This window comes from Sphingomonas nostoxanthinifaciens, assembly GCF_019930585.1.
GTDB classification, from domain to species: domain Bacteria; phylum Pseudomonadota; class Alphaproteobacteria; order Sphingomonadales; family Sphingomonadaceae; genus Sphingomonas_I; species Sphingomonas_I nostoxanthinifaciens.
Genome location: NZ_CP082839.1, coordinates 4,267,584 through 4,291,502, shown reverse-complemented (window position 1 = coordinate 4,291,502; position 23,919 = coordinate 4,267,584). Strand labels below are relative to the sequence as shown.

Annotated in this window: 28 protein-coding genes and 1 tRNA gene; 21 read left to right on the top strand and 8 right to left on the bottom strand. The window is 68.8% G+C overall.

The features are described 5' to 3' along the window. Positions 1 to 9 precede the first annotated feature (9 nt). The 6 genes from coaE to K8P63_RS20630 all read left to right on the top strand — a co-directional run bounded on the left by coaE (position 10) and on the right by K8P63_RS20630 (position 3,288). Entirely contained in the window at positions 10 to 570 is a 561-nt protein-coding gene (coaE, locus tag K8P63_RS20655; RefSeq protein WP_263282737.1) for a dephospho-CoA kinase, read from the top strand. Positions 571 to 577: 7 nt separating this feature from the next. Beyond that, the gene (gene dnaQ, locus K8P63_RS20650; RefSeq protein WP_223797844.1) at positions 578 to 1,285 is read left to right on the top strand and encodes a DNA polymerase III subunit epsilon; all 708 of its coding nucleotides are present in this window, start codon (positions 578 to 580) and stop codon (positions 1,283 to 1,285) included. 61 nt (positions 1,286 to 1,346) lie between these two features. Next, the gene (hpf, locus tag K8P63_RS20645) at positions 1,347 to 1,922 is read left to right on the top strand and encodes a ribosome hibernation-promoting factor, HPF/YfiA family (protein WP_223797843.1); all 576 of its coding nucleotides are present in this window, start codon (positions 1,347 to 1,349) and stop codon (positions 1,920 to 1,922) included. A gap of 39 nt (positions 1,923 to 1,961) precedes the next feature. After that, entirely contained in the window at positions 1,962 to 2,429 is a 468-nt protein-coding gene (gene ptsN / locus K8P63_RS20640; protein WP_223797842.1) for a PTS IIA-like nitrogen regulatory protein PtsN, read from the top strand. Position 2,430: 1 nt separating this feature from the next. Next, a complete protein-coding gene (locus K8P63_RS20635; RefSeq protein WP_223797841.1) occupies positions 2,431 to 2,757 on the top strand; it encodes a DUF1491 family protein in 327 nt (108 codons plus the stop codon). A 48-nt stretch (positions 2,758 to 2,805) separates the two neighbouring features. Then, the gene (locus K8P63_RS20630) at positions 2,806 to 3,288 is read left to right on the top strand and encodes an MmcB family DNA repair protein (protein WP_223797840.1); all 483 of its coding nucleotides are present in this window, start codon (positions 2,806 to 2,808) and stop codon (positions 3,286 to 3,288) included. Positions 3,289 to 3,322: 34 nt separating this feature from the next. Here K8P63_RS20630 and K8P63_RS20625 read toward each other — a convergent pair whose 3' ends face one another. Then, a complete protein-coding gene (locus K8P63_RS20625; RefSeq protein ID WP_223797839.1) occupies positions 3,323 to 3,937 on the bottom strand; it encodes an ankyrin repeat domain-containing protein in 615 nt (204 codons plus the stop codon). Positions 3,938 to 4,016: 79 nt separating this feature from the next. On the opposite strand from K8P63_RS20625, the gene K8P63_RS20620 reads away from it, so the two are divergent. From K8P63_RS20620 to K8P63_RS20600, 5 genes are all read left to right on the top strand, one after another. Further along, positions 4,017 to 4,607, top strand: coding sequence for an SCO family protein (locus tag K8P63_RS20620; RefSeq protein WP_223797838.1), 591 nt, complete (start codon positions 4,017 to 4,019; stop codon positions 4,605 to 4,607). Beyond that, positions 4,604 to 5,035 (top strand): YcgN family cysteine cluster protein, encoded by a 432-nt coding sequence (locus K8P63_RS20615; RefSeq protein ID WP_223797837.1) that lies wholly within the window; start codon positions 4,604 to 4,606, stop codon positions 5,033 to 5,035. The genes K8P63_RS20620 and K8P63_RS20615 overlap by 4 nt, the downstream gene beginning before the upstream one ends. Next, on the top strand, positions 5,016 to 5,726 hold the full coding sequence (locus K8P63_RS20610) for a M48 family metallopeptidase (RefSeq protein WP_223797836.1): 711 nt from the start codon (positions 5,016 to 5,018) through the stop codon (positions 5,724 to 5,726). The genes K8P63_RS20615 and K8P63_RS20610 overlap by 20 nt, the downstream gene beginning before the upstream one ends. A 68-nt stretch (positions 5,727 to 5,794) precedes the next feature. Next, the gene (locus K8P63_RS20605) at positions 5,795 to 6,367 is read left to right on the top strand and encodes a peptidase S14 (protein ID WP_223797835.1); all 573 of its coding nucleotides are present in this window, start codon (positions 5,795 to 5,797) and stop codon (positions 6,365 to 6,367) included. Further along, the gene (locus K8P63_RS20600) at positions 6,367 to 7,197 is read left to right on the top strand and encodes an aldo/keto reductase (protein ID WP_223797834.1); all 831 of its coding nucleotides are present in this window, start codon (positions 6,367 to 6,369) and stop codon (positions 7,195 to 7,197) included. Before K8P63_RS20605 ends, K8P63_RS20600 begins: the two co-directional genes overlap by 1 nt. 10 nt (positions 7,198 to 7,207) lie before the next feature. On the opposite strand, the gene K8P63_RS20595 is transcribed toward K8P63_RS20600, so the two are convergent. Together K8P63_RS20595 and K8P63_RS20590 are read right to left on the bottom strand one after the other, a co-directional pair. Continuing rightward, a complete protein-coding gene (locus tag K8P63_RS20595) occupies positions 7,208 to 7,891 on the bottom strand; it encodes a MarC family NAAT transporter (protein ID WP_223797833.1) in 684 nt (227 codons plus the stop codon). A 129-nt stretch (positions 7,892 to 8,020) separates the two neighbouring features. Further along, a tRNA-Ser gene (locus tag K8P63_RS20590) sits at positions 8,021 to 8,110 on the bottom strand. A 147-nt stretch (positions 8,111 to 8,257) separates the two neighbouring features. On the opposite strand from K8P63_RS20590, the gene K8P63_RS20585 reads away from it, so the two are divergent. Continuing rightward, positions 8,258 to 9,001, top strand: coding sequence for a DUF1134 domain-containing protein (locus K8P63_RS20585; RefSeq protein ID WP_223797832.1), 744 nt, complete (start codon positions 8,258 to 8,260; stop codon positions 8,999 to 9,001). 4 nt (positions 9,002 to 9,005) lie between these two features. Here the strand turns inward: K8P63_RS20585 and pgeF are convergent, their stop codons facing one another. Genes pgeF through lgt form a run of 3 tightly spaced genes read right to left on the bottom strand, consistent with a single transcriptional unit; the run spans position 9,006 to position 11,693 of the window. Then, positions 9,006 to 9,779 (bottom strand): peptidoglycan editing factor PgeF, encoded by a 774-nt coding sequence (gene pgeF, locus K8P63_RS20580; RefSeq protein ID WP_223797831.1) that lies wholly within the window; start codon positions 9,777 to 9,779, stop codon positions 9,006 to 9,008. A 5-nt stretch (positions 9,780 to 9,784) separates the two neighbouring features. After that, entirely contained in the window at positions 9,785 to 10,837 is a 1,053-nt protein-coding gene (locus K8P63_RS20575; protein WP_223797830.1) for a class I SAM-dependent methyltransferase, read from the bottom strand. Then, positions 10,821 to 11,693, bottom strand: coding sequence for a prolipoprotein diacylglyceryl transferase (gene lgt, locus K8P63_RS20570; protein WP_223797829.1), 873 nt, complete (start codon positions 11,691 to 11,693; stop codon positions 10,821 to 10,823). The genes K8P63_RS20575 and lgt overlap by 17 nt, the downstream gene beginning before the upstream one ends. A 250-nt stretch (positions 11,694 to 11,943) precedes the next feature. Here lgt and K8P63_RS20565 point away from each other — a divergent pair, with 250 nt between their 5' ends. After that, positions 11,944 to 14,061 (top strand): prolyl oligopeptidase family serine peptidase, encoded by a 2,118-nt coding sequence (locus tag K8P63_RS20565; RefSeq protein WP_449618972.1) that lies wholly within the window; start codon positions 11,944 to 11,946, stop codon positions 14,059 to 14,061. Between the two features lie 15 nt (positions 14,062 to 14,076). Here the strand turns inward: K8P63_RS20565 and K8P63_RS20560 are convergent, their stop codons facing one another. Continuing rightward, positions 14,077 to 14,757 (bottom strand): S24 family peptidase, encoded by a 681-nt coding sequence (locus tag K8P63_RS20560; protein ID WP_223797827.1) that lies wholly within the window; start codon positions 14,755 to 14,757, stop codon positions 14,077 to 14,079. A gap of 97 nt (positions 14,758 to 14,854) precedes the next feature. Between K8P63_RS20560 and K8P63_RS20555 the strand changes: the two genes are divergently transcribed. The 4 genes from K8P63_RS20555 to K8P63_RS20540 are packed head-to-tail and all read left to right on the top strand — an operon-like array spanning position 14,855 to position 18,116. Beyond that, entirely contained in the window at positions 14,855 to 15,313 is a 459-nt protein-coding gene (locus K8P63_RS20555; RefSeq protein WP_223797826.1) for a hypothetical protein, read from the top strand. A gap of 47 nt (positions 15,314 to 15,360) precedes the next feature. Continuing rightward, complete coding sequence (locus tag K8P63_RS20550) at positions 15,361 to 16,380, top strand: DNA topoisomerase IB (protein WP_223797825.1); 1,020 nt, start codon at positions 15,361 to 15,363, stop codon at positions 16,378 to 16,380. Next, the gene (locus tag K8P63_RS20545; protein WP_223797824.1) at positions 16,380 to 17,585 is read left to right on the top strand and encodes a mechanosensitive ion channel family protein; all 1,206 of its coding nucleotides are present in this window, start codon (positions 16,380 to 16,382) and stop codon (positions 17,583 to 17,585) included. The genes K8P63_RS20550 and K8P63_RS20545 overlap by 1 nt, the downstream gene beginning before the upstream one ends. Positions 17,586 to 17,633: 48 nt before the next feature. Beyond that, entirely contained in the window at positions 17,634 to 18,116 is a 483-nt protein-coding gene (locus tag K8P63_RS20540) for a pyridoxamine 5'-phosphate oxidase family protein (RefSeq protein ID WP_223797823.1), read from the top strand. Positions 18,117 to 18,229: 113 nt separating this feature from the next. Here K8P63_RS20540 and K8P63_RS20535 read toward each other — a convergent pair whose 3' ends face one another. Beyond that, positions 18,230 to 19,534, bottom strand: a complete 1,305-nt coding sequence (locus K8P63_RS20535; RefSeq protein ID WP_223797822.1) for a polyhydroxyalkanoate depolymerase — start codon at positions 19,532 to 19,534, stop codon at positions 18,230 to 18,232. 122 nt (positions 19,535 to 19,656) lie between these two features. On the opposite strand from K8P63_RS20535, the gene K8P63_RS20530 reads away from it, so the two are divergent. The 4 genes from K8P63_RS20530 to nusB are packed head-to-tail and all read left to right on the top strand — an operon-like array spanning position 19,657 to position 23,878. Continuing rightward, positions 19,657 to 21,438 carry an ABC transporter transmembrane domain-containing protein gene (locus K8P63_RS20530; protein ID WP_223797821.1) on the top strand — a complete coding sequence of 594 codons (1,782 nt, stop codon included), beginning with the start codon at positions 19,657 to 19,659 and terminating at the stop codon, positions 21,436 to 21,438. Between the two features lie 43 nt (positions 21,439 to 21,481). Continuing rightward, positions 21,482 to 22,147, top strand: a complete 666-nt coding sequence (hisG, locus tag K8P63_RS20525) for an ATP phosphoribosyltransferase (RefSeq protein WP_223797820.1) — start codon at positions 21,482 to 21,484, stop codon at positions 22,145 to 22,147. Beyond that, positions 22,137 to 23,423 carry a histidinol dehydrogenase gene (gene hisD / locus K8P63_RS20520; protein WP_223797819.1) on the top strand — a complete coding sequence of 429 codons (1,287 nt, stop codon included), beginning with the start codon at positions 22,137 to 22,139 and terminating at the stop codon, positions 23,421 to 23,423. Before hisG ends, hisD begins: the two co-directional genes overlap by 11 nt. After that, the gene (gene nusB, locus K8P63_RS20515) at positions 23,420 to 23,878 is read left to right on the top strand and encodes a transcription antitermination factor NusB (protein WP_223797818.1); all 459 of its coding nucleotides are present in this window, start codon (positions 23,420 to 23,422) and stop codon (positions 23,876 to 23,878) included. The genes hisD and nusB overlap by 4 nt, the downstream gene beginning before the upstream one ends. The last annotated feature ends 41 nt before the right edge of the window (positions 23,879 to 23,919 follow it).

The following is a 23,919-nucleotide window of genomic DNA, read 5'->3' as shown; positions in this document are numbered from 1 at the left end:
TCGATCGGCATGGGCAAATCGACCGTCGCCACCTTGTTCCGGCAGGCCGGCGTTCCGGTGTTCGACGCCGATGCCGAGGTGCGCCGCCTGCAGGGTGCCGGCGGTGCGCTGGTCGCGGCGATCGAGGCGCTTCACCCCGGCACCACCGGGGATGCGGGCGTCGATCGCATCCGGCTCGCCGATGCCGTGCTGGGCGACAAGGCGGCGCTTGCCCGGCTGGAAGCCGTCATGCTTCCCGCCGTGCGACGGGCGCGGCGAGACTTCGTGCGGCGGCATCAGGCACGGCGGCTGGTGGTGCTCGACGTGCCGTTGCTGTTTGAGAAGGGCGGCTGGCGCGAGGTCGATCTCATCGCGGTCGTGTCCGCATCGGCATGGCTGCAGCGCCGTCGCGTGCTCGCGCGGCCCGGAATGACGGCAGCGCGGCTCACCCGCATCCGCGCGCTGCAACTGCCCGATCATGTGAAGCGCGCGCGTGCCGATTTCGTGATCCCGACCGGGGGCACGATCCACGCCACGCGCGCTGCGGTGCGCGCCATCGTCGCTTGCCTCGCCCGCGCGGCAGGCCGATAATCGCGCGATGCGGGAGATCGTCTTCGATACCGAAACCACCGGCCTGAGCCCCCAGGAGGGCCATCGGCTGGTCGAGATCGGCTGTGTCGAGATCGTCAATCGCGTGCCGACCGGCCAGACCTTCCATGCCTACATCAATCCCGAACGCTCGATGCCGAGCGAGGCCGAGGCGGTGCACGGGCTGTCGGCGATCTTCCTGTCGGACAAGCCCTGCTTCCATCTCGTCGCCGAGGAGCTGATCGCGTTCCTGGGCGACAGTCCGCTGGTCGCGCACAACGCCACGTTCGACTTCGCCTTCCTCAACTGGGAGCTGGCCCAGTGCGGCCATCCGTCAGTGGCGATGACCCGCATGATCGACACGCTGGCGATCGCCCGCACGCGCCATCCTGGCGCGAAGCACAGCCTCGACGCGCTTTGCAGCCGATATGGTGTCGATCGCAGCCAGCGCGTCAAGCATGGCGCCTTGCTCGATGCCGAGCTTCTTGCGCAGGTCTATGTCGAGCTGTGCGGCGGTCGCCAGATCGGGTTCATGCTCGCAGCCGAGAACGCCGATGCCGCCATATCGGCCGAAGCCGTAGCTGTGCGTAACGCGGCGCCGTTGATCGTCCGTCCGCCACGCCCGCATCATGCGAGCGCGGCGGAACTGGAACGCCACGCCGCGTTTATCCAGAAGCTGGTCGATCCGCTGTGGGCTCAGGTGCCCGCCACGGCTTGACCCAAGCCGGCGGCTGGGCTTTCGCGCTCGGCCGCCGAGAAGGCACAAAGGAGAAGTGACCATGGACATTCGGGTGTCGGGCCATCAGGTCGATACGGGTGAAGCGCTCCGCGTGCATGTCGAGGAGCGACTGCAGGCGATTGCCGACAAATATTTCTCGCGCAGCATCTCCGCCCACGTCACCTTCGGTCACGCTCCCCATGGCAGCTTCTCCTGCGACATCGTCGCGCACGTCATGCAGGGCGTGATCCTCAAGGGCGCGGGCCAGGGCATCGAGGCACACCCCTCGTTCGATCAGGCGGCCGACCGGATCGAGACGCAGCTGCGCCGCTACATGAAGCGGCTCAAGAGCCGGCAGGGTGTGTCGATCGGCCAGATCGACGCGGATGCCGGCTACACCGTGTTCCAATCCGCGCCCGAAGTGGACGAGGACGAGGTCGGTGGCGATCATCCGCCCGTCATTGCCGAGACGCGCGTCGACGTGCCCGAGGCGAGCGTGTCCGACGCGGTGATGATGCTCGATCTGCGCAACACCAACGCATTGCTGTTCAAGAATCTCGGCACCGGGGCGTTCAACATGGTGTATCGGCGCGGCGACGGCACGATCGGCTGGGTGGAGCCGCAGCGCGCCGCCTGACCGCCGCCGGCGGATCCTGATTTTGAAAGTATCAGTGCGATGGATGACCTGATGGATATCCTGACGCCGGAGGCTGTTCTGGCCGGCGTCACGGTGCCCAACAAGAAGACCCTGTTTCAACAGCTTGGCGCAGCCGCCCAGAGGATCACCGGCATCGAGGCGCGGCTGATCGTCGATCGGCTGGTCGAGCGCGAGCGGCTGGGCTCGACCGGCTTTGGTGAGGGCGTGGCGATCCCCCACGGTAAGATCGAGGGGCTGACCCAGGTGGTTGGCGTGTTCGCGAAACTGGCGACGCCGGTCGATTTCCAGTCGATCGACGACATGCCGGTCGACCTCGTCTTCCTGCTGCTGTCGCCGCCCGATTCAGGTGTCGAGCATCTCAAGGCGCTCGCGCGCGTCAGCCGGCGGCTGCGTGACCGGCCGTTCGTGGCGAAGCTGCGTGGTGCGGGATCGAACGACGCACTTTACGCGCTGCTCACCCACGCCGACGCGCGCGACGCCGCCTGACATGGCCGCCCGGCTCAGCGCCGGGATGCTGGTCTCGGCGCTGATCCGCCGGACCGAGGCCGCCGGCGGATCGGCGATGGTGCTGGCGCGCGGCGACGCGACTGCGGGGGTGCTGCTGATCCAGCTCGCCGAGCGCGGCGTCCCCGGCGCGCTGCTCGAACGCGTGCTCGATCCGACCGGCACCTATCGCTGGACGCCGACCGGCCCTGCCGATTCGGGTGACCGCACCGACTATATCGCCCGGCGGCGGCAGCGCGACCCGGACCTGTGGGTGGTCGAGCTCGATGCGGCCGACGCCCGTACGATCGTGGACGAGGTCACGGAATAGCGGGCGAATCGGCTTCCAACTGTTCCTATCCTGTTCTAAACTCGGGCGATGGCCACGGCTTTACCCTGCTTCGACGACGCACCTTTGATCGCGGCCGATGTCGCGCGCGGCGTGGCGCGTCTGTTCTGGCAGCATGATCTGGTGGCATTGTGCGAGGTGCCGCTGGGTAATGGCCGCCGCGCCGACATCATGGCGCTCGACGGCAAGGGATGCATCACGATCGTCGAGATCAAGGTGTCGCGCGCCGATCTGCGTGGCGATGCCAAGTGGCCGGAATACCTGGATTATTGCGACCGATTTTGCTGGGCGGTGCCCGCCGGCTTCGCCCTGGAGCCGTTCGACGAGGAGCATTTCCGCCCGGACTGCGCCGGGCTGATCGTGGCCGACCGTTATGGCGCGGAAATGTTGCGTCAGCCCACGCATCGCCCGATGCCGGGCGCGCGCCGCAAGGTGGAAACGCTTCGCTTCGGGCGCCGCGCTGCGCAGCGGCTGCTGGGTTCGCTCGATCCGGGGCTGGCGGGACTGGACTGAGGCGTCGGTCTGCCGGGGGCGAAGCGCGCTTGCTTTATCGCCGGACCGGCCCGGCAATCTCCGCCGCCGGCGCCTTGGGCTTGGCCTCGTCCATCATGCGCAGGATCGGGGCGGCGCGGCTGTCCTCGGTCGCATAATCGTGCGCGCTCTTGCCGGCGATGGTGTCGGCGATCTTCGGGTCCGCCCCCGCTGAAATCAGCAGGCGTGCGCTCGCGACGTCGCGGTGCTGCACCGCCATGATCAGCGGTGTTTCGCCGCGATTATTGACCAGGTTCACCTTCGCGCCGCTTTCCACCAGCAGCTGGGCCGATGCCGGATCGGACAGCTGCACCGCGGTCATCAGCGGGGTATTGCCGTCGCGATCGCGCACGTCGACCTGTGCGCCACGCCCGATCAGGAAGGACAGCCACGTCTGGTCGTGGCGCTTCACGATCATGTGGAGCGCGGCATCTCCGCTCGCCGGATCGCGTGCGTTCAGCACCGGCTGGCCGGGCTTGTTGAGAAATTCCATGGTCTTGGCGCCATCGGCATCCTTGACCGCCTTCAGGAACGAATAGCTGTCGGAAAATTGTGCGAATGCAGCCGTCGCCAGCGTCAATGCGGCCGCCGTGGCCAGCATGACCCTGGAAAAGTCGCGCGTCGCACCCATTTCAATCGCTCCCTTACGGCTCTCGGCAGATCGGCGCCGCTTGCCAGCGCGCGCTTAGCAAAGCATCACCCCACTCGCCATGAACAAAGCCTTGCCCGTGCTGTTCGCCGCCCTCGTCGGGCTCGCGGCGTGCCATCGCGCACCGCCGGCGGGCACGCCGCCGCTGGCAGGGGCAAAGCTGGGCGGCCATTTCGCGCTCACCGATCAGGACGGCAAGCCGTTCGACAGCGCCCGGCTGCTCGGCCATTATCCGGTGGTCTATTTCGGCTATACCTTCTGCCCGGACGTCTGCCCGACCGAGATGCAGGTGCTGGGCCGCGGCCTGCGCGCGTTCGAGCGCACCGATCCCGTCCGCGCCGCCAAGGTGCTGCCTGTGTTCATCACGGTCGACCCGGCGCGCGACACGCCGGCGGTGCTCAAGGCCTATGTCGCCGCCTTCCATCCACGCATGATCGGGCTGACGGGCAGCGACGCGGCGATCGCCGCCACCGCCAAGCAATATGCCGTCTTCTACCAGAAGGCCGAGCCGGAGAAGGGCGCGTCGGGCTATCTGATGCAGCATTCGACCGTCGCGATGCTGTTCGGGCCTGATGACAAGCCGATCGCGCTCGTCCCGGTCGACACCGACGCGGCGCAGGTCGCCGCCACGTTCGCGACGTGGGTCAAATGAGCCGCTTCTGGGAAGAGAAGCCGCTGGCGAAGCTGTCGCGCCCCGAATGGGAATCTTTGTGCGACGGCTGCGGCAAATGCTGCCTCCACAAATTGGAGGACGAGGAGACGGGCGAGGTCTTCCCGACCAACGTCGCCTGTCGCCTGCTCGATCGCAAGAATGCCCAGTGCAGCGACTATCGCAACCGTCGCACCTTCGTGCCCGATTGCGTGCGGCTGACCCCCGCCAAGCTCGAGGAGCTCGAATGGCTGCCGTCGACCTGCGCCTACCGGCTGGTGGCGGCGGGCGAGCCGTTGCCGGACTGGCATTACCTCATCAGCGGCAGCCGCGAGACGGTGCACCAGGCGGGCATGTCGACCCGCGGCTGGACGGTGTCGGAGGACGATGCCGGCGAGCTCGAATATCACCTTGTCGACCGCGAGCTCTGAGCCGGTCTTCCGCGGCGGCAGCCACGTCCGTCCGCTGACGGTGGTGCGCTCGGCGCAGGCGCGGCGGATGCGGCTGGCGGTCGACCCGCGCGACGGGCGCGTGCGGCTGACCCTGCCGCGCCGCGCCCCGCTCGCCCCCGCGCTCGCCTGGGCGGAGAGCAAGCGCGCCTGGATCGAGGCGGTCCTCGCGCGCGTGCCGGCAGCGCAACCGCTCGGGCCGGGTGCGACGATCATGTTCGAGGGCGCGCCGCTGAGGATCGACTGGCAGCCCGAAAGCACCCGCACGGTGCGGCGCAGTGGCGACCGGCTCGTGCTCGGCGGCCCCGAAGACATGGTCGGCGCGCGCGTGCTGCGCTGGCTGAAGGCGCAGGCGATCGCCGCGCTGGAGACGGAGACGCGGGCGATGGCCATGCGCGCCGGCGTCACGGTCGGCCGCGTGCGCGTGGGCGATGCGCGCACGCGCTGGGGCAGCTGCTCGTCATCGGGCGACATCGCCTACAGCTGGCGGCTGATTCTCGCGCCGGCGGCGGTGCGCCATGCGATCGTCGCGCATGAGGTCGCGCACCGGCTGCACATGCACCACGGCCCCGATTTCCACGCCGCCGCCGCGCGCCTGCTGGGGCATGACGGCAAGGCCGAGCGCGCCTGGCTGCGCGCCAACGGCGCGACGCTGCACGCGACGGGAGGTTGACCCGAACCAGAGTGGCTCGAAAGCGTGCGACGTGCGTTCCTGACGGCTTCAAATCACCGGAGCCCCGCATGACGACCGAGACGCTGACGCCAGAGAAATTCGGGAATCCCGGCATCCTTCTCTCGGGGCCGGTCGATTACGACATGTATGCGTGCTTTCGCGACCAGCTGGCGCACGCGACGCCGGTCGACGGTCTCGTCGTCGTCGAGCTGTCGACGCTGGGCGGCGATCCCGAGGTCGCGCGGATGATGGGCGAGGATATCCGCTTCCACAGCGATCTCGATCCGGCGCGCCGCTTCGTCTTCCTCGGCAAGGCGGCGATCTACTCGGCAGGCACCACCTTCATGAGCTTCTTCGCGCCCGAGAATCGCTATCTCACGCGCGGCACGCGGCTGATGGTGCACGAGCGCAAGCTGTCGAAGCAGCTCGTCATCGACGGCCCGCTCACCACCTGCATCGCCACGGTGAAGGCGACCCTGCACGAGATCGAGGCGTCGATCGCGATCCAGAATGAGGGGTTTGAGAATCTCGTGCGCGGATCGAGCGTGACGATGGCCGAGGTGCTCGAGCGCGCGCCGTCCAACTGGTATATCGAGGCGAACGAGGCGCAGCGGCTCGGCCTAGTCGCGGCGGTGCTGTGATGCGGACGGTGCGCCTGCCCGACGGCACCGCGGTGCCCGCGCTCGGCCAGGGCAGCTGGATGATGGGCGAGCGCGGCGGCGACACCAAGCGGGAGGTCGCCGCGCTGCAGGCCGGGATCGACCTCGGCATGACGCTGATCGACACCGCCGAAATGTATGCCGAGGGCGGAGCGGAACGGGTGGTAGGAGAGGCGATCGCCGGGTGCCGCGACGCCGTCTTCCTCGTCAGCAAGGCCTATCCGCAGAATGCGTCGCGCGACCGGCTGGCGCGCGCGTGCGAGGCGAGCCTGCAACGGCTCGGCACCGACCGGCTCGATCTCTATCTGCTCCATTGGCGCGGCAATGTGCCGCTGGCCGAGACGGTCGCGGCGATGGAGAGGCTGGTGGAGGCCGGCAAGATCCTGCGCTGGGGCGTCAGCAATCTCGATCTCGACGATATGGAGGAATTGGTCGCGGCAGGTGGCCAAGCCTGCGCGACCGACCAGATTCTCTACAATCTGACGCGGCGTAGACCCGAATTCGATCTCATGCCGTGGCTGCGCGACCGCAACATCCCGGTCATGGCCTATAGCCCGGTCGAGCAGGGCCGCTTGCTGTCGCATCGCGCGCTGCACTCGATCGCCGATCGCAAGGGAGCCACACCGGCGCAGGTCGCGCTCGCGTGGCTGCTCGAGCAGGAGGGCATCATCGCGATTCCCAAGGCGGGCTCGCGCGAACATGTCGAGGAGAATCGGCGCGCGGCCGATATCGTGCTGGACGACGACGATCGGGCGGCGCTCGATGCAGCGTTTCCGCCCCCGAACGGCCCAAAGCCATTGGAGATGCTGTAGGCGCTATCCGTCAGGCGCCGTGCGCGGTGAGCAGGCCGCCGATGCCGGTCACGCCGGTCACGATGATCTGGACGCCGACGCACAACAGCAGGAACGCCACCAGCCGCGACAGCACGCGCGCGCCGCCGCGCCCGAGCAAGCGGGTGACCTCGTCCGCCCAGCGGTAGCACAGCCAGATCACCGCGGTGATCGCCAGCGCCGCGGCGCTGACGCCCGCGAAAAAGCTGAACGTCCCGATTCCGCTCGCCGGCCGCTGCGAGGACAGGGCGATCGCGACCGCGATCGTGCCCGGCCCGGTCGTCAACGGCATGGTAAGCGGGAAGAAGGCGACGTCCTCCGCATCCTGCGCCGGCTCGGCCGAGCTCGCCTTGCGCTCCTCATGCTCCTCGGGCTGCATCAGCAGGCCCCATGCGCGCACCGCCACCACCAGCCCGCCGCCGATCCGCAGCGCGCTCAGGCTGACGCCGAAGAAGTTGAGCACGTAGCCGCCCAGCCACAGCGAGACGAGCAGCACGATCAGCGCATAGACCGCCACCCGCCCCGCCATGCGGTGGCGTTCGGTGCGTTCCCGGCTGCTCGTGACCCCGTGGAAGATCAGCGCGGAGCCGATCGGATTGACGATCGAGAACAGCGCGGGAAATGCGAGCAGGAAGGCGCCGACGACGCTTTCGACCGGCAGCGGGCTCAAATCCATCGATCGTTTCCCCATCGGCCGGCGGCCATGATCCCCACCGGCATGTGCCGCATGCGTCGCGTTTCGGGAAGGTCGGTGATCGGCCGATCGCCGGTCCGCTTGGCTAGGAGCGGGGGCGATCGGCATGAGTGGCGGAGACGGAGGGATTCGAACCCTCGATACGGTTTCCCGTATGACGCTTTAGCAAAGCGTTGGTTTCAGCCACTCACCCACGTCTCCGGGCTCAAACGGCGAAGGCGGGCTATAGCGAGAGGTTGCGCGGCGATCAATCGGATGCGGCGGCTTTCCGTCGCCGTTCATTGCGGCGTAAGGCGGCCCGCGCCTAAGCTCGGCTCAGGACATGGCACGAAGGACGTTTGGGGGATGATGCGGATCGGGGCAGCAGTCGCGCTGGCGGGGATGATCGCGGCGCCGGTGGGCGCGCAGGTGCGCACGATCGACCCCAACCAAGCCCCCCCGGCGGCGGCCGGCGCACAGGGCCGTCCGGTCACGCCACCGCCTGCGGAGGAGGAGCCGGTGCCGGCACAGCCCGCTCCGCAGTCCGCGGCGACCCCCGTCCAGCCCGAGGGCACGCGCGCACCGCCGCCGGCCACCAGCGCCGAGCTGCAGGCGCGCGCCGATGCCGGCAACACCTATGCCGAGCAGGACGTGCTCGGCGCGGCCGAGGGCGTGTTCGGCAAGGGCGCGGCGGGCCTCGCCGGGCTGATCGAAAAGGTCTTCAAGGATCAGGGGCGCCCGTCTGCCTATATTTCGGGGCGCGAGGCCGGCGGCGCGTTCGTCGTCGGGCTGCGCTACGGCTCGGGCACGCTCTATCACAAGGTGGAGGGACAGCGGCCGGTCTACTGGACGGGCCCCTCGCTTGGGTTCGACTTCGGCGCGAACGGTGCGAAGGAATTCGTGCTCGTCTATAATCTGTACGATGCGCAGGAGCTGTATCGACGCTTCCCGGCGGTCGAGGGCGTGGTCTACGTCATCGGCGGGTTCACCGCGAGCTACCTGCGCTCGGGCGACAAGGTGCTGATCCCGATCCGCCTCGGCGTCGGCTGGCGGCTCGGCGCCAATATCGGCTATATGAAGTTCACCGAGAAATCGAAGTGGATGCCGTTCTGACGGCTCATTCGGGCCGGGCGATCACCGCGATCTCGCGCCCGTAATCGCGCTCGCCACGGTGGGTGGCGCGGCGATAGCTGAAGAAACGGTCGGGATTGGCGTAAGTGTCGAGGCTGAGCGCCTCAACCCGCCGCACCCCGGCGGCGGCGAGCCGCGCGAGTACATAAGCCTCAATGTCGAACTGCTGATGGCCGTCGCGTGCGCTTGCACCGAAGAAGCGCTCGTTGGCGGGATCGGCTTCCTCGAAGCGGCGGGCAAAGGCGTCGTCGACCTCGTAGGACGCGCGCGCGATGCACGGGCCGATCGCGGCGGAGATGCGCTCGCGCCGCGCGCCCAATTGCTCCATCGCCGCGATCGCCGCGTCGGTGATGCCGCCGAGCGCGCCCTTCCAGCCGGCATGCGCCGCGCCGACCACACCGCCCTCGGCATCGGCGAGCAGCACCGGCACGCAATCGGCGGTGAGAATGCCGATCAGCACGCCCGGCCGGTTCGTCACCAGCGCGTCGGCGTGCGGGCGGTCGTCGCCTGCGAACGGGGCGAGCACGATCGCCGCCGACGATGAATGGATCTGGTAGGGCGTGAGCAACGGCGCGTCCGGCAGCACCGCCGCCGCTGCGCGCCGGCGATTCTCGGCGACGGCGTCGGGATCGTCACCCGAGCCCAGCCCGACGTTGAGGCTGGCGAAGATGCCGGTCGAGACGCCGCCCGGCCGCCCGAGGAAGCCGTGGGGAATGCCGGCCAGCGCGTCGGCACGGATCGGAACTGGGGCATCGTCCATCGGGTCTACCTGATGAAGCCGGCCGGCTCGGGCCAGTCCGGTGCGGCGAAGGCGATCGTCTTGAACAATTCGCCCATCTCGTCGGGATGGGTCAGCCGGCGATACGCCGCGGCGATGTCGTCGGCGCGCGACGGGCTGCCACGCGCGAGGATCGCGGCACGATCGGACAAGCCGAGCGCGATCAGCCATTGTCCCTGCTCGATCGGGCCGGAAACCGTGGCCCCGCCGGCCTGTGCCGCCTGCGCCAAGGCAGCGAAGTCGACATGCGCAGTAAGGTCGCTCGCGCCGGGCCGCGCGAACGGATCGGCATAAGCATGCGCATGCACCGCCTGCAGCGTATCGCCGTGTGCGCCGCGCATGTGGCCATAATCGAAGGCGAGCAGCGCGCCGCCCTGTCGCGCGAGGCGCTGGCCGAGCGCCTCCGCGATCGTCGCGGCGACGGGCCGGTCCTCAATGATGCTGCCGGGATCGGCGTGGCGCAGCGCCGCCGGCACCAGCCGGTCCATCGACGCCCCGCCGGGGATGGGAGCGAAGCCGTCGATGCCGTCGCCCACCATCCGTTCGTGCCAGCCGTCCACGCCGCGCACGAGCTGGCGCACCGGGAGTGCGTCGAAGAACTCATTGGCGACGATCAGCAGCGGCATGTCGTCGGGCAGCGTGTCGATCGTGTCGTGCCAGGTGGCGTCGGCGAATCGCTCGGCCTGCGCCGCGCGCAGCAACGGGCTCGTCTCGACGAAATGCGCCGGCGGCCGCAGCCCTGCCACCGCCATCGCGCGCAACGCATCGACCGCGAGGGTGCCGCGCCCGGGGCCCAGCTCGACATAGGCCGCGGCCGGTCGCCCCGCGCGCTCCCACAGATCGGCGAGCGCAAGGCCGATCAGCTCGCCGAACATCTGGCTGATCTCGGGCGCGGTGACGAAGTCGCCGGCGGCGCCGAACGGATCGCGCGTCGCATAATAATGCGCGTTGGCGAGCCCCATGAAGCGCTCGACCGGGATCGGCCCTTCCGCCGCGATCAACGCGGCGATTTCGGCGGCGATGTCAGGCGACGGGGACACTGCCCGATGTCGGCTCGATCTGCACGCGCCGCCCCTTCGAGGTCAGGATGAAATAGAGGCCGACCACCACCATCGGCGCGCTCAGCGTCTGCCCCATCGACAGCCCCCATGGCAGGATGCCGAGCTGGACGTCGGGCTCGCGGAAATATTCGACGATGAAGCGCGACAGGCCATATTCCAGCAGGAAGGCGCCCAGCAGCATGCCCGGCCGGTAGCGGGCGTCGGTCCGCCAGAACAGGAAGGACAGGACGCAGAACATCACGATCCCCTCCAGCCCCGCTTCGTAAAGCTGGCTGGGATGGCGCGGATAGGGGCCGGCATCGGGATTGGGGAAGACGATCGCCCACGGCACGTCGGTGACGCGGCCCCACAATTCGCCGTTGGCGAAGTTCGCCAGCCTCACGAAGAACAGCCCGAACGGCGCGCAGCAGGCGACATAATCGTGGATGCGCAGCGCCGACAGGCCGTTCTTCCGCGCGAGCAAAATCATCGCCACCACCGTGCCGAGCGCGCCGCCATGAAACGACATGCCGCCGTCCCACAGACGGAGAACCTGCAGCGGCTCCTTCAGCATCCACGGATCGTAGAACAGGACATAGCCGATGCGCCCGCCGAGGATGATGCCGAGCGTCGCGTAGAAGACGAAATCGTCGGCGTGGCGCCGCGCCATCGGCGCACCCGGCTGATCGATCAGCTTGGTGAGATACCACCAGCCGATCAGGATGCCGGCGATGTAGCCGAGCGAATACCAGCGGATCTGGATGATGCCGAGATCGAGCGCGATCGGCGACACGTGCAGGCTGGTGAACTGGATGGGGCCAGCGGCGGCTGCGGCGGCGAGGGCGACGAGGCTCATGCCGCGCGCATCTACCCGAGCCGGGGCGGCGCGGCAAACGGGGCGAAAGGTGTTCGACTTCTGCGTCGCTCTCTCACCGTCATCCCCGCGCAGGCGGGGATCCATTGGCCGAACGCGCAGCTTTGCGCGAATGGATTCCCGCCTGCGCGGGAATGAAGAAGGCTTGAGGACCGGCGCCGCGGATCATCCCCGCGTTGACGGCTGCGCGTCCATCCGCTTGTCTGGGCACGATGACATTATTGGAGCGCCGATGCGCCTTGCCCTTCTTCCGCTGCTCGCTGGATGCCTTGCGATGACGGCCAGTGCAGCCCCGCCCCCGGCCGACCCCTATCTGTGGCTGGAGGATATCAACGGCGCGCGCCCGCTCGCCTGGGTCGAGGCGGAGAACAGGCGCTCGCTAGGCGTGCTGGAGAGCGACCCACGCTATGCCGGCCTCTATGCCGACGCGCTGCGCATCGCCGAGGCGACCGACCGCATCCCCACGCCCAACCTGATCGGCGGCGAGGTCGCGAATTTCTGGCAGGATGCGTCTCACGTGCAGGGCGTGTGGCGGATGACTTCGCCCGCCAGCTACCGGACGCCGACGCCCGCATGGCGCACGTTGATCGATCTCGACGCGCTGTCGAAGGCCGACGGCACCACCTGGGTGTGGCACGGCGCCGATTGCGAGCCGGTGGCCGAGCGGCGCTGTTTGGTCGCGCTGTCGGCCGGCGGCGAGGACGCGACCACGGTGCGCGAATTCGATCTCGCGACCGGCCAGTTCGTCGCGGGCGGCTTCACCTTGCCGACCTCCAAGCAGGAAACGGCGTGGGAGACGCCCGACAGCCTGCTCGTGCAGCGCGACTGGGGGCCGGGCACCACCACCGCCTCGGGCTACGGCTTCGTGGTCAAAAGGGTGAAGCGCGGCCAGCCGCTCGACCAGGCCGAGGAGGTGTTTCGCGGGGCGCCGACCGACCAGCTCGGCACCTATCCGATGACCTTGGTCGACGGGCAGGGGCGGCACGCAACGATCATCTGGCGGCCGCTGACCTTCTTCGAGAGCGAGACCTATCTCGTCACCTCGACGGGCGTGAAGAAGCTGCCGCTGCCGGCCAAGATATCGCCGTCGGGCCTCGTCGATGGGCGGCTGGTGTTCGAGTGCAACCAGGATTGGAGCTTCGGCGGCGTCGCCGTGCCCTCGGGAGCGATCGTGGCCATGCCGCTCGACGCGCTCGCTGCGGGCACCGGCACGCCCGAAATCCTGTTCGCGCCGAATGCGCGCCAGTCGGTCGGCTCGGTCGGCGCGACCAAGGACCGCGTGGTCGCAGTCGTCTACGACAATGTGCGCGGCCAGGGCTGGAGCTATGCGCATGACGGCAGCGGCTGGCACGGCACGCGCTTCGCCTTACCCGACAATGCCGCCGTGTCGCTGGTGACGGCCGAGCGGACCAGCGACACCGCCTTCCTGAGCGTGCAGAGCATCACCAGCCCGCCTGCGCTGTACGAGGCGGATGCGCGCGCCGGCACCGCGACGCAGGTGAAGTCCACCCCACCGCGCTTCGACGCGTCGCAGCTTGTCACCGAGCAATATGAGGCGATCTCGAGCGACGGCACCAAGATTCCCTATTTCGTCGTGCATCGCCGCGACATCAAACTGGATGGCAGCACGCCGACCCTGATGACCGCTTATGGCGGCTTCCAGATTCCGATGACGCCGGCCTATCAGGCGATCCGCGGCAAGCTCTGGCTTGAGCGCGGGGGCGCCTATGTTCTCGCCAACATTCGCGGCGGCGGCGAGTTCGGGCCGAAATGGCACGAGGCGGGCCTCAAGACCAAGCGCCAGATCATCTACGACGATTTCGCCGCGGTCGGCGCCGATCTGATCCGGCGCAGGATCACGAGCCCGCGCCGGCTGGGAATCTATGGCGGCTCGAACGGCGGGCTGCTGATGGGGGTCGAGATGACGCAGCGGCCCGATCTGTGGCACGCGGTCGCGATCCAGATTCCTTTGCTCGACATGCTGCGCTTTGAGCATCTCTCCGCCGGCGCCTCGTGGGTCGGCGAATATGGCAGCATGAGCGTGCCGGCCGAGCGCGCTTTCTGGGAGAAGACCTCGCCCTATCAGGCACTGCGGCCCGATCGCGATTATCCCGAGCCGTTCATCTGGACGACCACCAAGGACGATCGCGTCGGCCCGGTGCAGGCGCGCAAGTTCGCCGCGCGGATGAAGGAATATCGTCGCCCCTATCTCTATTGGGAAAATACCGAGGGTGGGCATGGCGCGGGCGCCAATCTGCGCCAGTCCGCGCGCGCGCAGGCGCTGGAGATCACTTACTTCATCCGCAAGCTGATGGACCCGCAGGAGCCGCCCTCGGCGCCGATCGAGTGAGGCGGGCAGGGCGGCCTAGGAAATCCGGCCGCCCGCCCAGATCACCCGGCCGATCAGGACGAGGCTGGCGGGATCGACGTCCGACCAGTCCGGGCTGGCGCGCGGATTGTCGCTGGTGATCGCCACCCGGCCGCCGGGCTGGATCGCCAGCCGCTTGACCAGCAACGCCTCGCCGACGCGCAGCACGTAGATGCCGTCGCGCAGTCGCCCGGCGGCATCGTCGCGATCGACCATGATCGCGTCGCCCGGCGCCAGCCGCGGCAGCATCGATTCGCCCTCGACCCGGATCAGCGACAAGGCCGTGGGGCGCCCGGCGCCGAGATCGCGCAGCGCCCCCGGCGCGAAGTGCATGGCCGCCGCCGCGCGCTCGCCAGCGCCGAGCGCGCCCGGCCCGGCCGACGCGCGGACATCCAGCCAGGGGATCGCGACCAGATCGGCGTTACGTGCCGTCGCATCATCGGCAGCCGCGATACGCGGCGCGGTCGAAGGCGGGCCGCCGAACATGCTGGCATCGACCGCGAAATAATCGGCGAGCCTCTGCCGGTCGTTCGTCGACAGGCGGCGCGGGCTGCCGCGCTTCACATGCTGCTGGATGTAGGCGGGGTTGCGACCGAGCAATCGCGACAGGCCGGCATAATCCTCGCGCCGCGTGCGGATCAGCGCGTCGAGCGCGGCGCGGGCGTCCTCATCGGTCACGGTATCGTTTTATGATAGGAAAAAATCCTAGACAAGTAGGATTTGGCGGGAGATCAGATAAGAACAATACGGGAACAGGAGCTATCGAGTCGTGTCCATGCTGTCGATCGTCGAACGCCACCTCGCCCGCACGGGCATCCCCGCGACCCGCTTCGGCCTCGACGCCGCGAACGATCGCTCGCTGGTGCGGACGCTGCGTGGCGGGCGCGAATTGCGGCCGGATCTGGAGCGGCGCGTGCGCGCCTTCATTGCGGCGAGCGATCCGCACCGCGTGGTGCGCGATCCGAACCTCCGCCTCGCTCGTGCGCTGGCCGAGCGGGCGCACGCGCCGATCGCTTTGGTCGATTCGCTTAGTCGCGAATGGCTCTCGCCCACGTTCCTTGGCCATCGCCACCGTATCCGGTTCGAGGCCGGTGCAGCCGCGGCGGCGCGGATGTGTGCGGGATGGGAGGAGCACGCCTTCATGCTGATCGGCCATATCGTCGTCGATCTCGGCATCGCCGGCTGGTCGGACGGCATCGTCACGGTCGAGGCGCTGACCGTGGTGCTGGCGTGAGGCCCGCCCGAACGGAACGAAGCCCGGTCGCATCTCGTTAGCGTGCCATGGCCGTAACGAAGCTCCGCCACGTCGACGACAGCAAACCGGGCATCACCCGGCGCAAGGCCGGTCACGGCTGGGCCTATTCCACCGCCGACGGCACGCGCATCACCGATCGCGACGAGATCGACCGCCTCAACGCGGTCGCTTTGCCGCCGGCTTACTGCGATGCCTGGTATTCCCCTTGGCCGAACGGCCACATCCAGGCGACCGGAATCGATGACAAGGGGCGCAAGCAATATCGCTACCACCCCGATTTCCGCGCCCAGCAGGAGGCCGAGAAATATGAGCGCTGCGCCGAATTCGGCCGCGCTCTGCCCAAGCTGCGTGCGCGGGTGGAGCAGGATCTGGCCGGGCGCATGCTGGCGCGCGACACGGTGATCGCGGCGGTGGTGCGGCTGCTCGACCTCGGCCACATCCGCGTCGGCAACGAGGCCTATGCCAAGGAGAATAAGAGCTTCGGCGCGACCACATTGCGCAACCGCCATGCGCGTGTCGCCGGCGCGCGGCTGAAACTCGAATATGTCGGCAAGTCGGGCAAGACGCAGCGGCTGACGATCGAGGACAAGCGCCTCGCCCGCATCGTCCGGCGCACGCAGGATCTGCCGGGTCAGCGCCTGTTCGAATATCTTGACAGCGACGCGACGCCGCACCCGGTCGATTCGGTCGATGTGAACGACTATATCCGCGACGCGACCGGCGGCGATTTCACCGCCAAGCATTTCCGTACCTGGGGGGCGAGCCTGCTGGCGTTCGAACAGATTCTGGAGGCCGGCCGCGACCGCGGCAAGCTGAGCCTCAAGCCGATGCTGGAGGCGGTGGCGGCGGCGCTGGGCAACACGCCGGCGATCAGCCGCAAATCTTACGTCCATCCCGCGTTGATCGAGCTCTGCCGCACCGGCGATGCGACCGGTATCTGCGCGCTCAGGCTGCCGCGCGCGACCAAGCGGATGACGCCGACCGAGCGCGCTTTGATCGGCTTCCTCGACGAGATCGCGGCGATCGAGGCGCGTCAGGCCGCCTGATGCCCATCATGACGAACCACATGGCGGCGAAGGCGCCGCTCCACGTCTCCCGCACCCAGATGCAGGCGTTGTGGGATCAGAGCGCCGACTGGCTGATCGGCCATTACGTCCAGATCGGGATCGGCATGGGCGTCGGCGCGGTGATCGTGATGGCGATGCTCGGCGCGCGCCATTTCGGGGCCTATCTCTGCCGGCGGCGAACGACGCTCACCCATTGGCCGCAGACGGTCGGTCGCGTGCTGTCGGCGACGCGATCGTGGTTCATCCTGCTGTTCGCGGCGCGGCTGGTGGTGGGCTATGCCGATGCGCCGCCGATGCTCGCGCGGACGGTCAACACCTTCTACACGATCGCCGCCGCGCTGCAGGGCGCCTTGTGGGTGCGCGAGTTCATCCTCGGCATGATCGAGCATCGCGCCGGTGCGGACGAGCATGCCGCGCTCGGCTCGGCGATCGGCATCATCCGGCTGCTGGTGACGAGCGTGCTGTTCGCGGTCGCCGGCGTGCTGATCCTCGACAATCTCGGCGTCAACGTGACCGGGCTGGTGGCCGGCCTCGGCGTCGGCGGCATCGCCATCGGCCTCGCCGCCAAGGGCATCTTCGACGACCTGTTCTCCGCGCTGTCGATCCTGTTCGATCGCCCGTTCCAGCGCGGCGACGCGATCCAATGGGACAAGACCAACGGCACGGTCGAGGCGATCGGGCTGAAGACCACGCGCGTGCGCGCGGTGACCGGCGAGGAGGTGGTGATCTCGAACACCAACCTGCTCAACAAGGAATTGCACAACATGGCGCGGCTCGCGCGGCGCCGCATCGTGCTGTCCATCGGCGTGGCGTATTACACTCCGCCCGAGGTGTGCGCCGAGATTCCGGCCTTGGCCAAGGCGGTGGTCGAGGCGCAGGACAAATGCAGCCTCGTTCGCTGCGGCATGGTCGCGTTCGGCGATTCGAGCCTCGATTTCGAGCTGCAGTTCGACGTGCGCTCGAACATCTATGACGAGGTGTTCGGCGCGCGCCACGCGGTGTGCGTGGCGTTGCTCGGCGCCTTCGCCGAACATGGCATCGACCTGCCCTTCCCGACGCAAACGACGCTCACCGCTGGGCCGGACGGCCGGCCGCTGGGCGCGTCGTTCACCAAGCCCGAGGCGCCGGAAATCGCAGCACCCGAACCGCCGGCCGCGACCAGCCGCGAGATCGCGCCCGAATAGGAACCACGGTGCGACCGGCCGGGTTCTTGCGGGTGAAGGAGAGCCACGATGCCCACTGATACCGAGATCGAAAGCCTGTTCTGGAAAGAGCTGAAGTCCGCCCCGTTCGTGATGCTGGGGCTGGTCGGCGCCCGCGACGGCCACACCCAGCCGATGACCGCGCAGTTCGACGGCGAGAGCGGCCCGCTCTATTTCTTCCTCGCCAAGGACAATTCGCTGATCGCCGGGCTGAACGAATCCGATCGTGCGATCGCGGCTTATGCCTCGAAGGGGCATGACGTGTTCGCGGCGATCCACGGCCGGCTGGCGCAGGAGACCGATCCGGCGGTGATCGACCGGCTGTGGAACCCGCATGTCGAGGCGTGGTTCGAGGGCGGGCGAAACGACCCGAAGCTCGCATTGCTGCGGCTCGACACCGAGCGGGCCGAGCTGTGGAAGGGCGGCTCGTCGTTCGGCGCGGCAATCACGCGGCTGTTCGGGGCCGATCCGAAGGAAAGCTACAAGGACAATGTCGCCGAGGTCGCGCTCTAGGCGACTCAGCTTCTTTCCGTCACCCCGGACTTGATCCGGGGTCCCGCTGCTTCTGTCTCACCACGAAGAAGCGGGATGCCGGATCGAGTCCGGCATGACGGAGGGAATGACCCTCAGGCGACGTTCGCGCTGTCGGCCTGCTCGGGCGGGACGTCGGGCACGGTCTTCGGCGCAGGCTTCGATCGCGCGGGCTTGCGACCATCGGCCTGCGCGATCCATGCCTCGAGGATCGGCGCGGTTTCGGTGCGCCACCGGCGCCCGTTGAAGATGCCGTAATGGCCGACCGACGGCGCCATGTAATATTTCTTCAGTCGGTCGGGCAGGTTGGTCGCGATCGTCAGCGCGGCCTTGGTCTGGCCGAGACCCGAAATGTCGTCGCGCTCGCCCTCGATCGCCAGCAGCGCGACGTCGGTCAACGCCGCCGGATCGACCTTGCGCCCGCGATGCATCATCTCGCCCTTGGGCAGCAGGTGACGCTGGAACACGATGTCGATCGTCTGCAGGTAGAATTCGGCGGTCATGTCGCACACCGAGCGATATTCGTCGTAAAAGGCCTTGGTGCCCTCCGCGCTCTCCTGGTCGCCATCGACGAGGTGGCGGAACATCTGCCAGTGGCTGACGAGGTGATTGCCCCAGTTCATCGCCATGAAGCCGGTGAGCTGGAGGAAGCCCGGATAGACCTTGCGGCCCGCGCCCGGATAGAACCACGGCACGGTCGCGATCACGTTCTGCTCGAACCAAGTGAACGGACGCTGGGTGGCGACGGTGTTGACCGTCGTCGGCGCCTCACGCGTGTCGATCGGGCCGCCCATCATCGTCAGCGAGCGCGGGCGTGCCGGATTGCCGTCCGCCGACATCACGCAGGCGGCGGCATAGGCCGGCACCGCCGGCTGGCACACCGCCAGCACATGCGCGCCCGGTCCGATATGTTCGAGGAAGCCGACCAGATAATCGATATAATCGTCGAGATCGAAGCGTCCGTCCTCAAGCGACACCTGCCGCGCATCGCGCCAGTCGGTGATCCACACGTCATGGCCGGGCAGCATCCGCTCGACCGTGCCGCGCAGCAGGGTGGCGTAATGGCCCGACATCGGCGCGACGATCAGCAGCTTCGGCTGGCCCGCGGGCGCGCCGGGGCGGGTGAAGTGGCGCAGCTGGCCGAACGGCCGGCGCGCCTCGATCACCTCGACCACCGGCACGTCGCGTCCGTCGATCGTGGTGGTGGGCAGGTCGAAGTGCGGCTTGCCGTGCGGCGCCGAGGCGTGGGCGAACACGTCCAGCCCGGACGCCATCATCGTGCCGATCTGGGTATGCGCGAACGGATTGGCCGGATTGTTCATCCACTCGGAGCCGAGCCCCGCCCAGGCGCTGGCGCCCGCAAGCAGCCCGCGCTGCAATTCGTACGCCTCATACAGCACTAGATACGCCTCCGCCTGTCAGCAACATGAGCCTTCCAACGCCGCAATGCAACAAAACGGCCCCTGCCGGGCTGTGCGTCGCCCTCGATTGAGCGGGCCCGAGCCCCCTGCTACAGGGCGGCATGGCCGACCCCTCACCGCCGCCCGTGCGTCGCCGGATCGGCGATCTGCGTCTCATCTGGAGCCTCGCGCTCGCATACCCCGGCCGTATCGCGGCGGCGCTGGCGGCGTTGCTCGTTTCGTCGTCGGCGACACTGGCCATCCCCTACGGCTTCAAGCGCGTGATCGACCGCGGCTTCATCGCCGGCGGTGGTAGCACGGCGAGCGTTGGCAATTCGTTTCGCTACCTGCTGATGATCGTCGCGGTGCTGGCGATCGCGACGGCGTTCCGCTTCTACCTCGTCTCGTGGCTGGGCGAGCGGGTGGTGGCCGACCTCCGCCGTCGGGTGCAGGCGAACCTGCTCAAGCTCGCGCCGCGCTTCTTCGAGGAGAATCGCCCGTCGGAGATCGCCTCGCGCCTGACGTCGGACACCGCGATCATCGAGCAGGTGGTGGGCTCGACCGTGTCGATCGCGCTGCGCAACAGCTTCACCGGCATCGGCGGGGTGGCCTATCTGTTCGTGCTGTCGCCGAAGCTGGCCGGCACGTTGCTGCTCGCCATTCCCTGCATCATGCTGCCGGTGATGCTGCTCGGCCGGCGCATCCGCAATTTCAGCCGCGCGGCGCAGGATCGCATCGCCGATATCGGCGCGACCGTCGCCGAGACGCTCGCCGCGATGAAGATCGTCCAGGCGTTCGGCCAGGAGAAGCGCGAGGAAGCGCGCTTCGCCGCGACGGTGGAGGCCGCCTTCGCCACCGCCAAGCGCCGCATCGTCATCCGCGCGTCGATGACCGCGATCATCATCGGCCTGATCTTCGGCTCGATCACGATGGTGTTGTGGGAGGGCGCCACCGACGTCGCGCAGGGCCGGATGAGCGGCGGCGCGATCGCCGCGTTCGTGCTGACCGGCGGCCTCGTCGCCGGCGCGTTCGGCGCGCTGACCGAGGTCTATGGCGATCTGGTGCGCGGCGCCGGTGCCGCCAGCCGGCTGGGCGAATTGCTCGCCGAACAGCCCGAGATCGCCGCCCCGCCGCGGCCGCAGGCGCTGCCGATGCCGCCGCGTGGGGCGCTTTCGTTCGATCATGTCGACTTCCGCTATCCGACGCGGCCCGAGGTTGCAGCGCTCGACGATTTCAGTTTGACGATCGAGCCAGGCGAGCGCGTCGCGGTGGTCGGCCCGTCGGGCGCGGGCAAGTCGACCCTGTTCCAGCTCGCCCAGCGTTTCTACGATCCGCAGGGCGGCACGGTGCGCATCGACGGCGTGGCGCTCACCCAGTGCGATCCCGGCGAGATCCGCCGTCGCATCGCCGTGGTGCCGCAGGAGACGGTGATCTTCGCCGCGTCCGCCCGCGACAATCTGCGCTATGGCCGCTGGGAGGCGGACGACGCCGCTCTGTGGGCGGCGGCCGAGGCGGCCAATGCGGCCGAGTTCCTCGATTCGCTGCCGCAGAAGCTCGACACCTTCCTCGGCGAGGGCGGCGCGCGCCTGTCGGGCGGGCAACGCCAGCGGCTCGCGATCGCGCGCGCCTTGCTGCGCGATGCGCCGCTGCTGCTGCTCGACGAGGCAACCTCGGCGCTGGACGCGGAGAGCGAGCGGCTGGTGCAGACCGCGCTCGAACGGCTGATGCGCGACCGCACCACGATCGTCATCGCGCATCGCCTCGCGACCGTGCGCGCCTCCGACCGTATCGTCGTGCTGGAGCGCGGCCGGCTGGTCGAGCAGGGACGGCACGAGGTGCTGATGGCGCGTTCGGGCCTCTACGCCCGCCTCGCCCGGCTGCAGTTCGAGACCGAGCCCGCCTGAATCGTTGCCCGCACGCGCCGGCATCGGTAAGGCGCGCACTCCCATGGCCGATCCGATCATCTTCGCCGTCCCCAAGGGGCGCATCCTGGCCGAGGTCATGCCGCTGTTCGAGGCGGCCGGCATCGTGCCCGAGCCGGCGTTCGTCGACGAGGACAGCCGCGCGCTACGCTTCGCCACCAACCGCGCCGATATCGGCCTGATCCGCGTGCGCGCGTTCGACGTCGCGACCTTCGTCGCGCACGGCGCGGCGCAGCTCGGCATCGTCGGCTCGGACGTGCTGATGGAATTCGATTATTCGGAGCTCTACGCCCCGGTCGATCTCGGCATCGGTCATTGCCGCATCTCGGTGGCAGAGCCAGCGGCGCTGGCAGCGTCGGACGATCCGCGCGGCTGGAGCCATGTCCGCGTCGCCACCAAATATCCCAACATCACGCGTGCCCATTTCGAGGCGCGCGGCGTGCAGGCCGAATGCGTCAAGCTCAACGGCGCGATGGAGATCGCCCCGGTGCTCGGCCTGTCGAACCGCATCGTCGATCTCGTCTCCTCCGGCCGCACGCTGAAGGAGAATGGGCTGGTCGAGGTCGAGACGATCGCCGAGGTTTCGGCGCGCCTGATCGTCAACCGCGCCGCATTCAAGACGCGCGCGCGCGAAGTGCTGCCCTTGGTCGAGGCGTTCCGCGCCGCGGCGGGAGGCGCCCGTGCCGCTTAGGCTGGACGCCGGCGCGGCCGGTTTCGCCGACGCCTTCACCGCGCTCGTCAATGCGCGGCGCGAGGCGGATGCGGACGTATCGCGCGACGTCGCCGCGATCGTCGCGCGCGTTCGCGCCGAGGGTGATGCGGCGCTGGTCGATCTTACCCGGCGCTTCGATCGCCACGATCTCGAGGCGAACGGCTGGGAGATTAGCCGTGCCGAGCGGCGTGCAGCGCTCGATGGGCTCGATCCGGACTTGCGCGCGGCGCTCGAACTCGCGGCTGAGCGGATCGCCGTCTATCACGCCGCGCAGAAACCGGTCGATCGCGATGAGATCGACGCCGCCGGGGTACGGATCGGCGCGCGCTGGCGGCCGGTCGATGCGGCCGGGCTCTACGTGCCGGGCGGCCGGGCGGCCTATCCCTCGACGGTGCTGATGAACGCGCTGCCCGCGCGGGTCGCAGGCGTCGGGCGGCTGGCGATGGTGGTGCCGACGCCGAATGGCGAGGCCAACCCGCTGGTGCTGGCGGCGGCCGAGCTGGCCGGGGTGGACGAAGTGTGGCGCGTCGGCGGGGCTCAGGCGATCGCTGCGCTCGCCTACGGCACCGCGCGCATCCGGCCGGTCGACGTCGTCGTCGGGCCAGGCAACGCCTGGGTCGCCGAGGCCAAGCGCCAGCTTTACGGGGTGGTCGGCATCGACATGGTCGCCGGCCCGTCGGAGATCGTGGTCGTGGCCGATGGCGCCAACGATCCTGCATGGATCGCTGCCGATCTGCTGAGCCAGGCCGAGCATGATCCGACCAGCCAGTCGATCCTGTTCACCGACGATGATGCCTTCGCCGATGCCGTCGCCCGGCAGGTGACCGAGCAGCTTGCCACGCTCGCGACCGGCGCGACCGCCGCTACGGCGTGGGACGCCAACGGCGCGATCATCGTCGTTCCGACGCTGGAGGCGGCGCTACCTTTGGTTGATCGTCTCGCGCCCGAGCATCTCGAGCTCGCCGTGGACGATCCCGACGCTTTGTTCGCGCAGGTGCGCCATGCCGGATCGGTCTTCCTCGGCCGCCACACGCCTGAAGCCGTCGGTGATTATGTCGCGGGCCCGAACCATGTGCTGCCCACCGGGCGGCGCGCGCGCTTCGCATCCGGCCTGTCGGTGCTCGATTTCATGAAGCGCACCAGCTTCATCGCCTGCGGCCCCGCCGGGCTGGCCGCCATCGGGCCGGCCGCGGTGGCATTGGCCGATGCCGAGGGGCTGCCCGCGCACGCCCGCTCGGTCGCGATCCGTTTATGAGCAAGCATCCCAACCGTTCGCGGGCGCGCTCCGCCGCGCGCCTCGCCGCCGTCCAGGCACTGTATCAGCGCGAGATGGAAAACACCCCGCTGCCGCGCCTGCTCGACGAATTCCATCGTCACCGGCTCGGCGCCACGATCGAGGATGTCGACTATGCCGACGCCGAGGTCGATTTCTTCGACGATCTGGTGCGCGGGGTCGATGCGCGGCTTGAGGAGATCGACGCGGCGGTGACGGCGCGGCTCGGCAAGGGCTGGACGCTGGCGCGGCTCGATCGCCCGATGCGCGCGATCCTGCGCGCCGGCACCTACGAACTGATCGCCCGGCCGGACGTGCCGACGGCGAGCGTCATCAGCGAATATGTCGATGTCGCCGACGCCTTCTTCGACAAGCGCGAGACGGGCTTCGTCAACGGCCTGCTCGACGCAGTGGCGAAGGACGTGCGCACCGCCTGACGGCGGCGCATGGTCGCGCCGATCGCGCCCAGGCCCACCAG

Bases quoted from the DNA above. Each gene is read 5' to 3' on its own strand.
- dnaQ (WP_223797844.1), top strand. From the start codon at position 578: ATGCGGGAGATCGTCTTCGATACCGAAACCACCGGCCTGAGCCCCCAG.
- K8P63_RS20595 (WP_223797833.1), bottom strand. From the start codon at position 7,891: ATGGATTTGAGCCCGCTGCCGGTCGAAAGCGTCGTCGGCGCCTTCCTG.
- hisG (WP_223797820.1), top strand. From the start codon at position 21,482: ATGGCCGATCCGATCATCTTCGCCGTCCCCAAGGGGCGCATCCTGGCC.
- K8P63_RS20545 (WP_223797824.1), top strand. From the start codon at position 16,380: ATGCCCATCATGACGAACCACATGGCGGCGAAGGCGCCGCTCCACGTC.
- K8P63_RS20555 (WP_223797826.1), top strand. From the start codon at position 14,855: ATGCTGTCGATCGTCGAACGCCACCTCGCCCGCACGGGCATCCCCGCG.
- lgt (WP_223797829.1), bottom strand. From the start codon at position 11,693: ATGAGCCTCGTCGCCCTCGCCGCCGCAGCCGCCGCTGGCCCCATCCAG.
- K8P63_RS20600 (WP_223797834.1), top strand. From the start codon at position 6,367: ATGCGGACGGTGCGCCTGCCCGACGGCACCGCGGTGCCCGCGCTCGGC.
- K8P63_RS20585 (WP_223797832.1), top strand. From the start codon at position 8,258: ATGCGGATCGGGGCAGCAGTCGCGCTGGCGGGGATGATCGCGGCGCCG.
- K8P63_RS20565 (WP_449618972.1), top strand. From the start codon at position 11,944: ATGCGCCTTGCCCTTCTTCCGCTGCTCGCTGGATGCCTTGCGATGACG.
- K8P63_RS20620 (WP_223797838.1), top strand. From the start codon at position 4,017: ATGAACAAAGCCTTGCCCGTGCTGTTCGCCGCCCTCGTCGGGCTCGCG.
- K8P63_RS20625 (WP_223797839.1), bottom strand. From the start codon at position 3,937: ATGGGTGCGACGCGCGACTTTTCCAGGGTCATGCTGGCCACGGCGGCC.
- ptsN (WP_223797842.1), top strand. From the start codon at position 1,962: ATGGATGACCTGATGGATATCCTGACGCCGGAGGCTGTTCTGGCCGGC.
- K8P63_RS20540 (WP_223797823.1), top strand. From the start codon at position 17,634: ATGCCCACTGATACCGAGATCGAAAGCCTGTTCTGGAAAGAGCTGAAG.
- K8P63_RS20550 (WP_223797825.1), top strand. From the start codon at position 15,361: ATGGCCGTAACGAAGCTCCGCCACGTCGACGACAGCAAACCGGGCATC.
- coaE (WP_263282737.1), top strand. From the start codon at position 10: ATGGGCAAATCGACCGTCGCCACCTTGTTCCGGCAGGCCGGCGTTCCG.
- K8P63_RS20530 (WP_223797821.1), top strand. From the start codon at position 19,657: ATGGCCGACCCCTCACCGCCGCCCGTGCGTCGCCGGATCGGCGATCTG.
- K8P63_RS20635 (WP_223797841.1), top strand. From the start codon at position 2,431: ATGGCCGCCCGGCTCAGCGCCGGGATGCTGGTCTCGGCGCTGATCCGC.
- hpf (WP_223797843.1), top strand. From the start codon at position 1,347: ATGGACATTCGGGTGTCGGGCCATCAGGTCGATACGGGTGAAGCGCTC.
- K8P63_RS20605 (WP_223797835.1), top strand. From the start codon at position 5,795: ATGACGACCGAGACGCTGACGCCAGAGAAATTCGGGAATCCCGGCATC.
- K8P63_RS20615 (WP_223797837.1), top strand. From the start codon at position 4,604: ATGAGCCGCTTCTGGGAAGAGAAGCCGCTGGCGAAGCTGTCGCGCCCC.
- pgeF (WP_223797831.1), bottom strand. From the start codon at position 9,779: ATGGACGATGCCCCAGTTCCGATCCGTGCCGACGCGCTGGCCGGCATT.
- K8P63_RS20630 (WP_223797840.1), top strand. From the start codon at position 2,806: ATGGCCACGGCTTTACCCTGCTTCGACGACGCACCTTTGATCGCGGCC.
- nusB (WP_223797818.1), top strand. From the start codon at position 23,420: ATGAGCAAGCATCCCAACCGTTCGCGGGCGCGCTCCGCCGCGCGCCTC.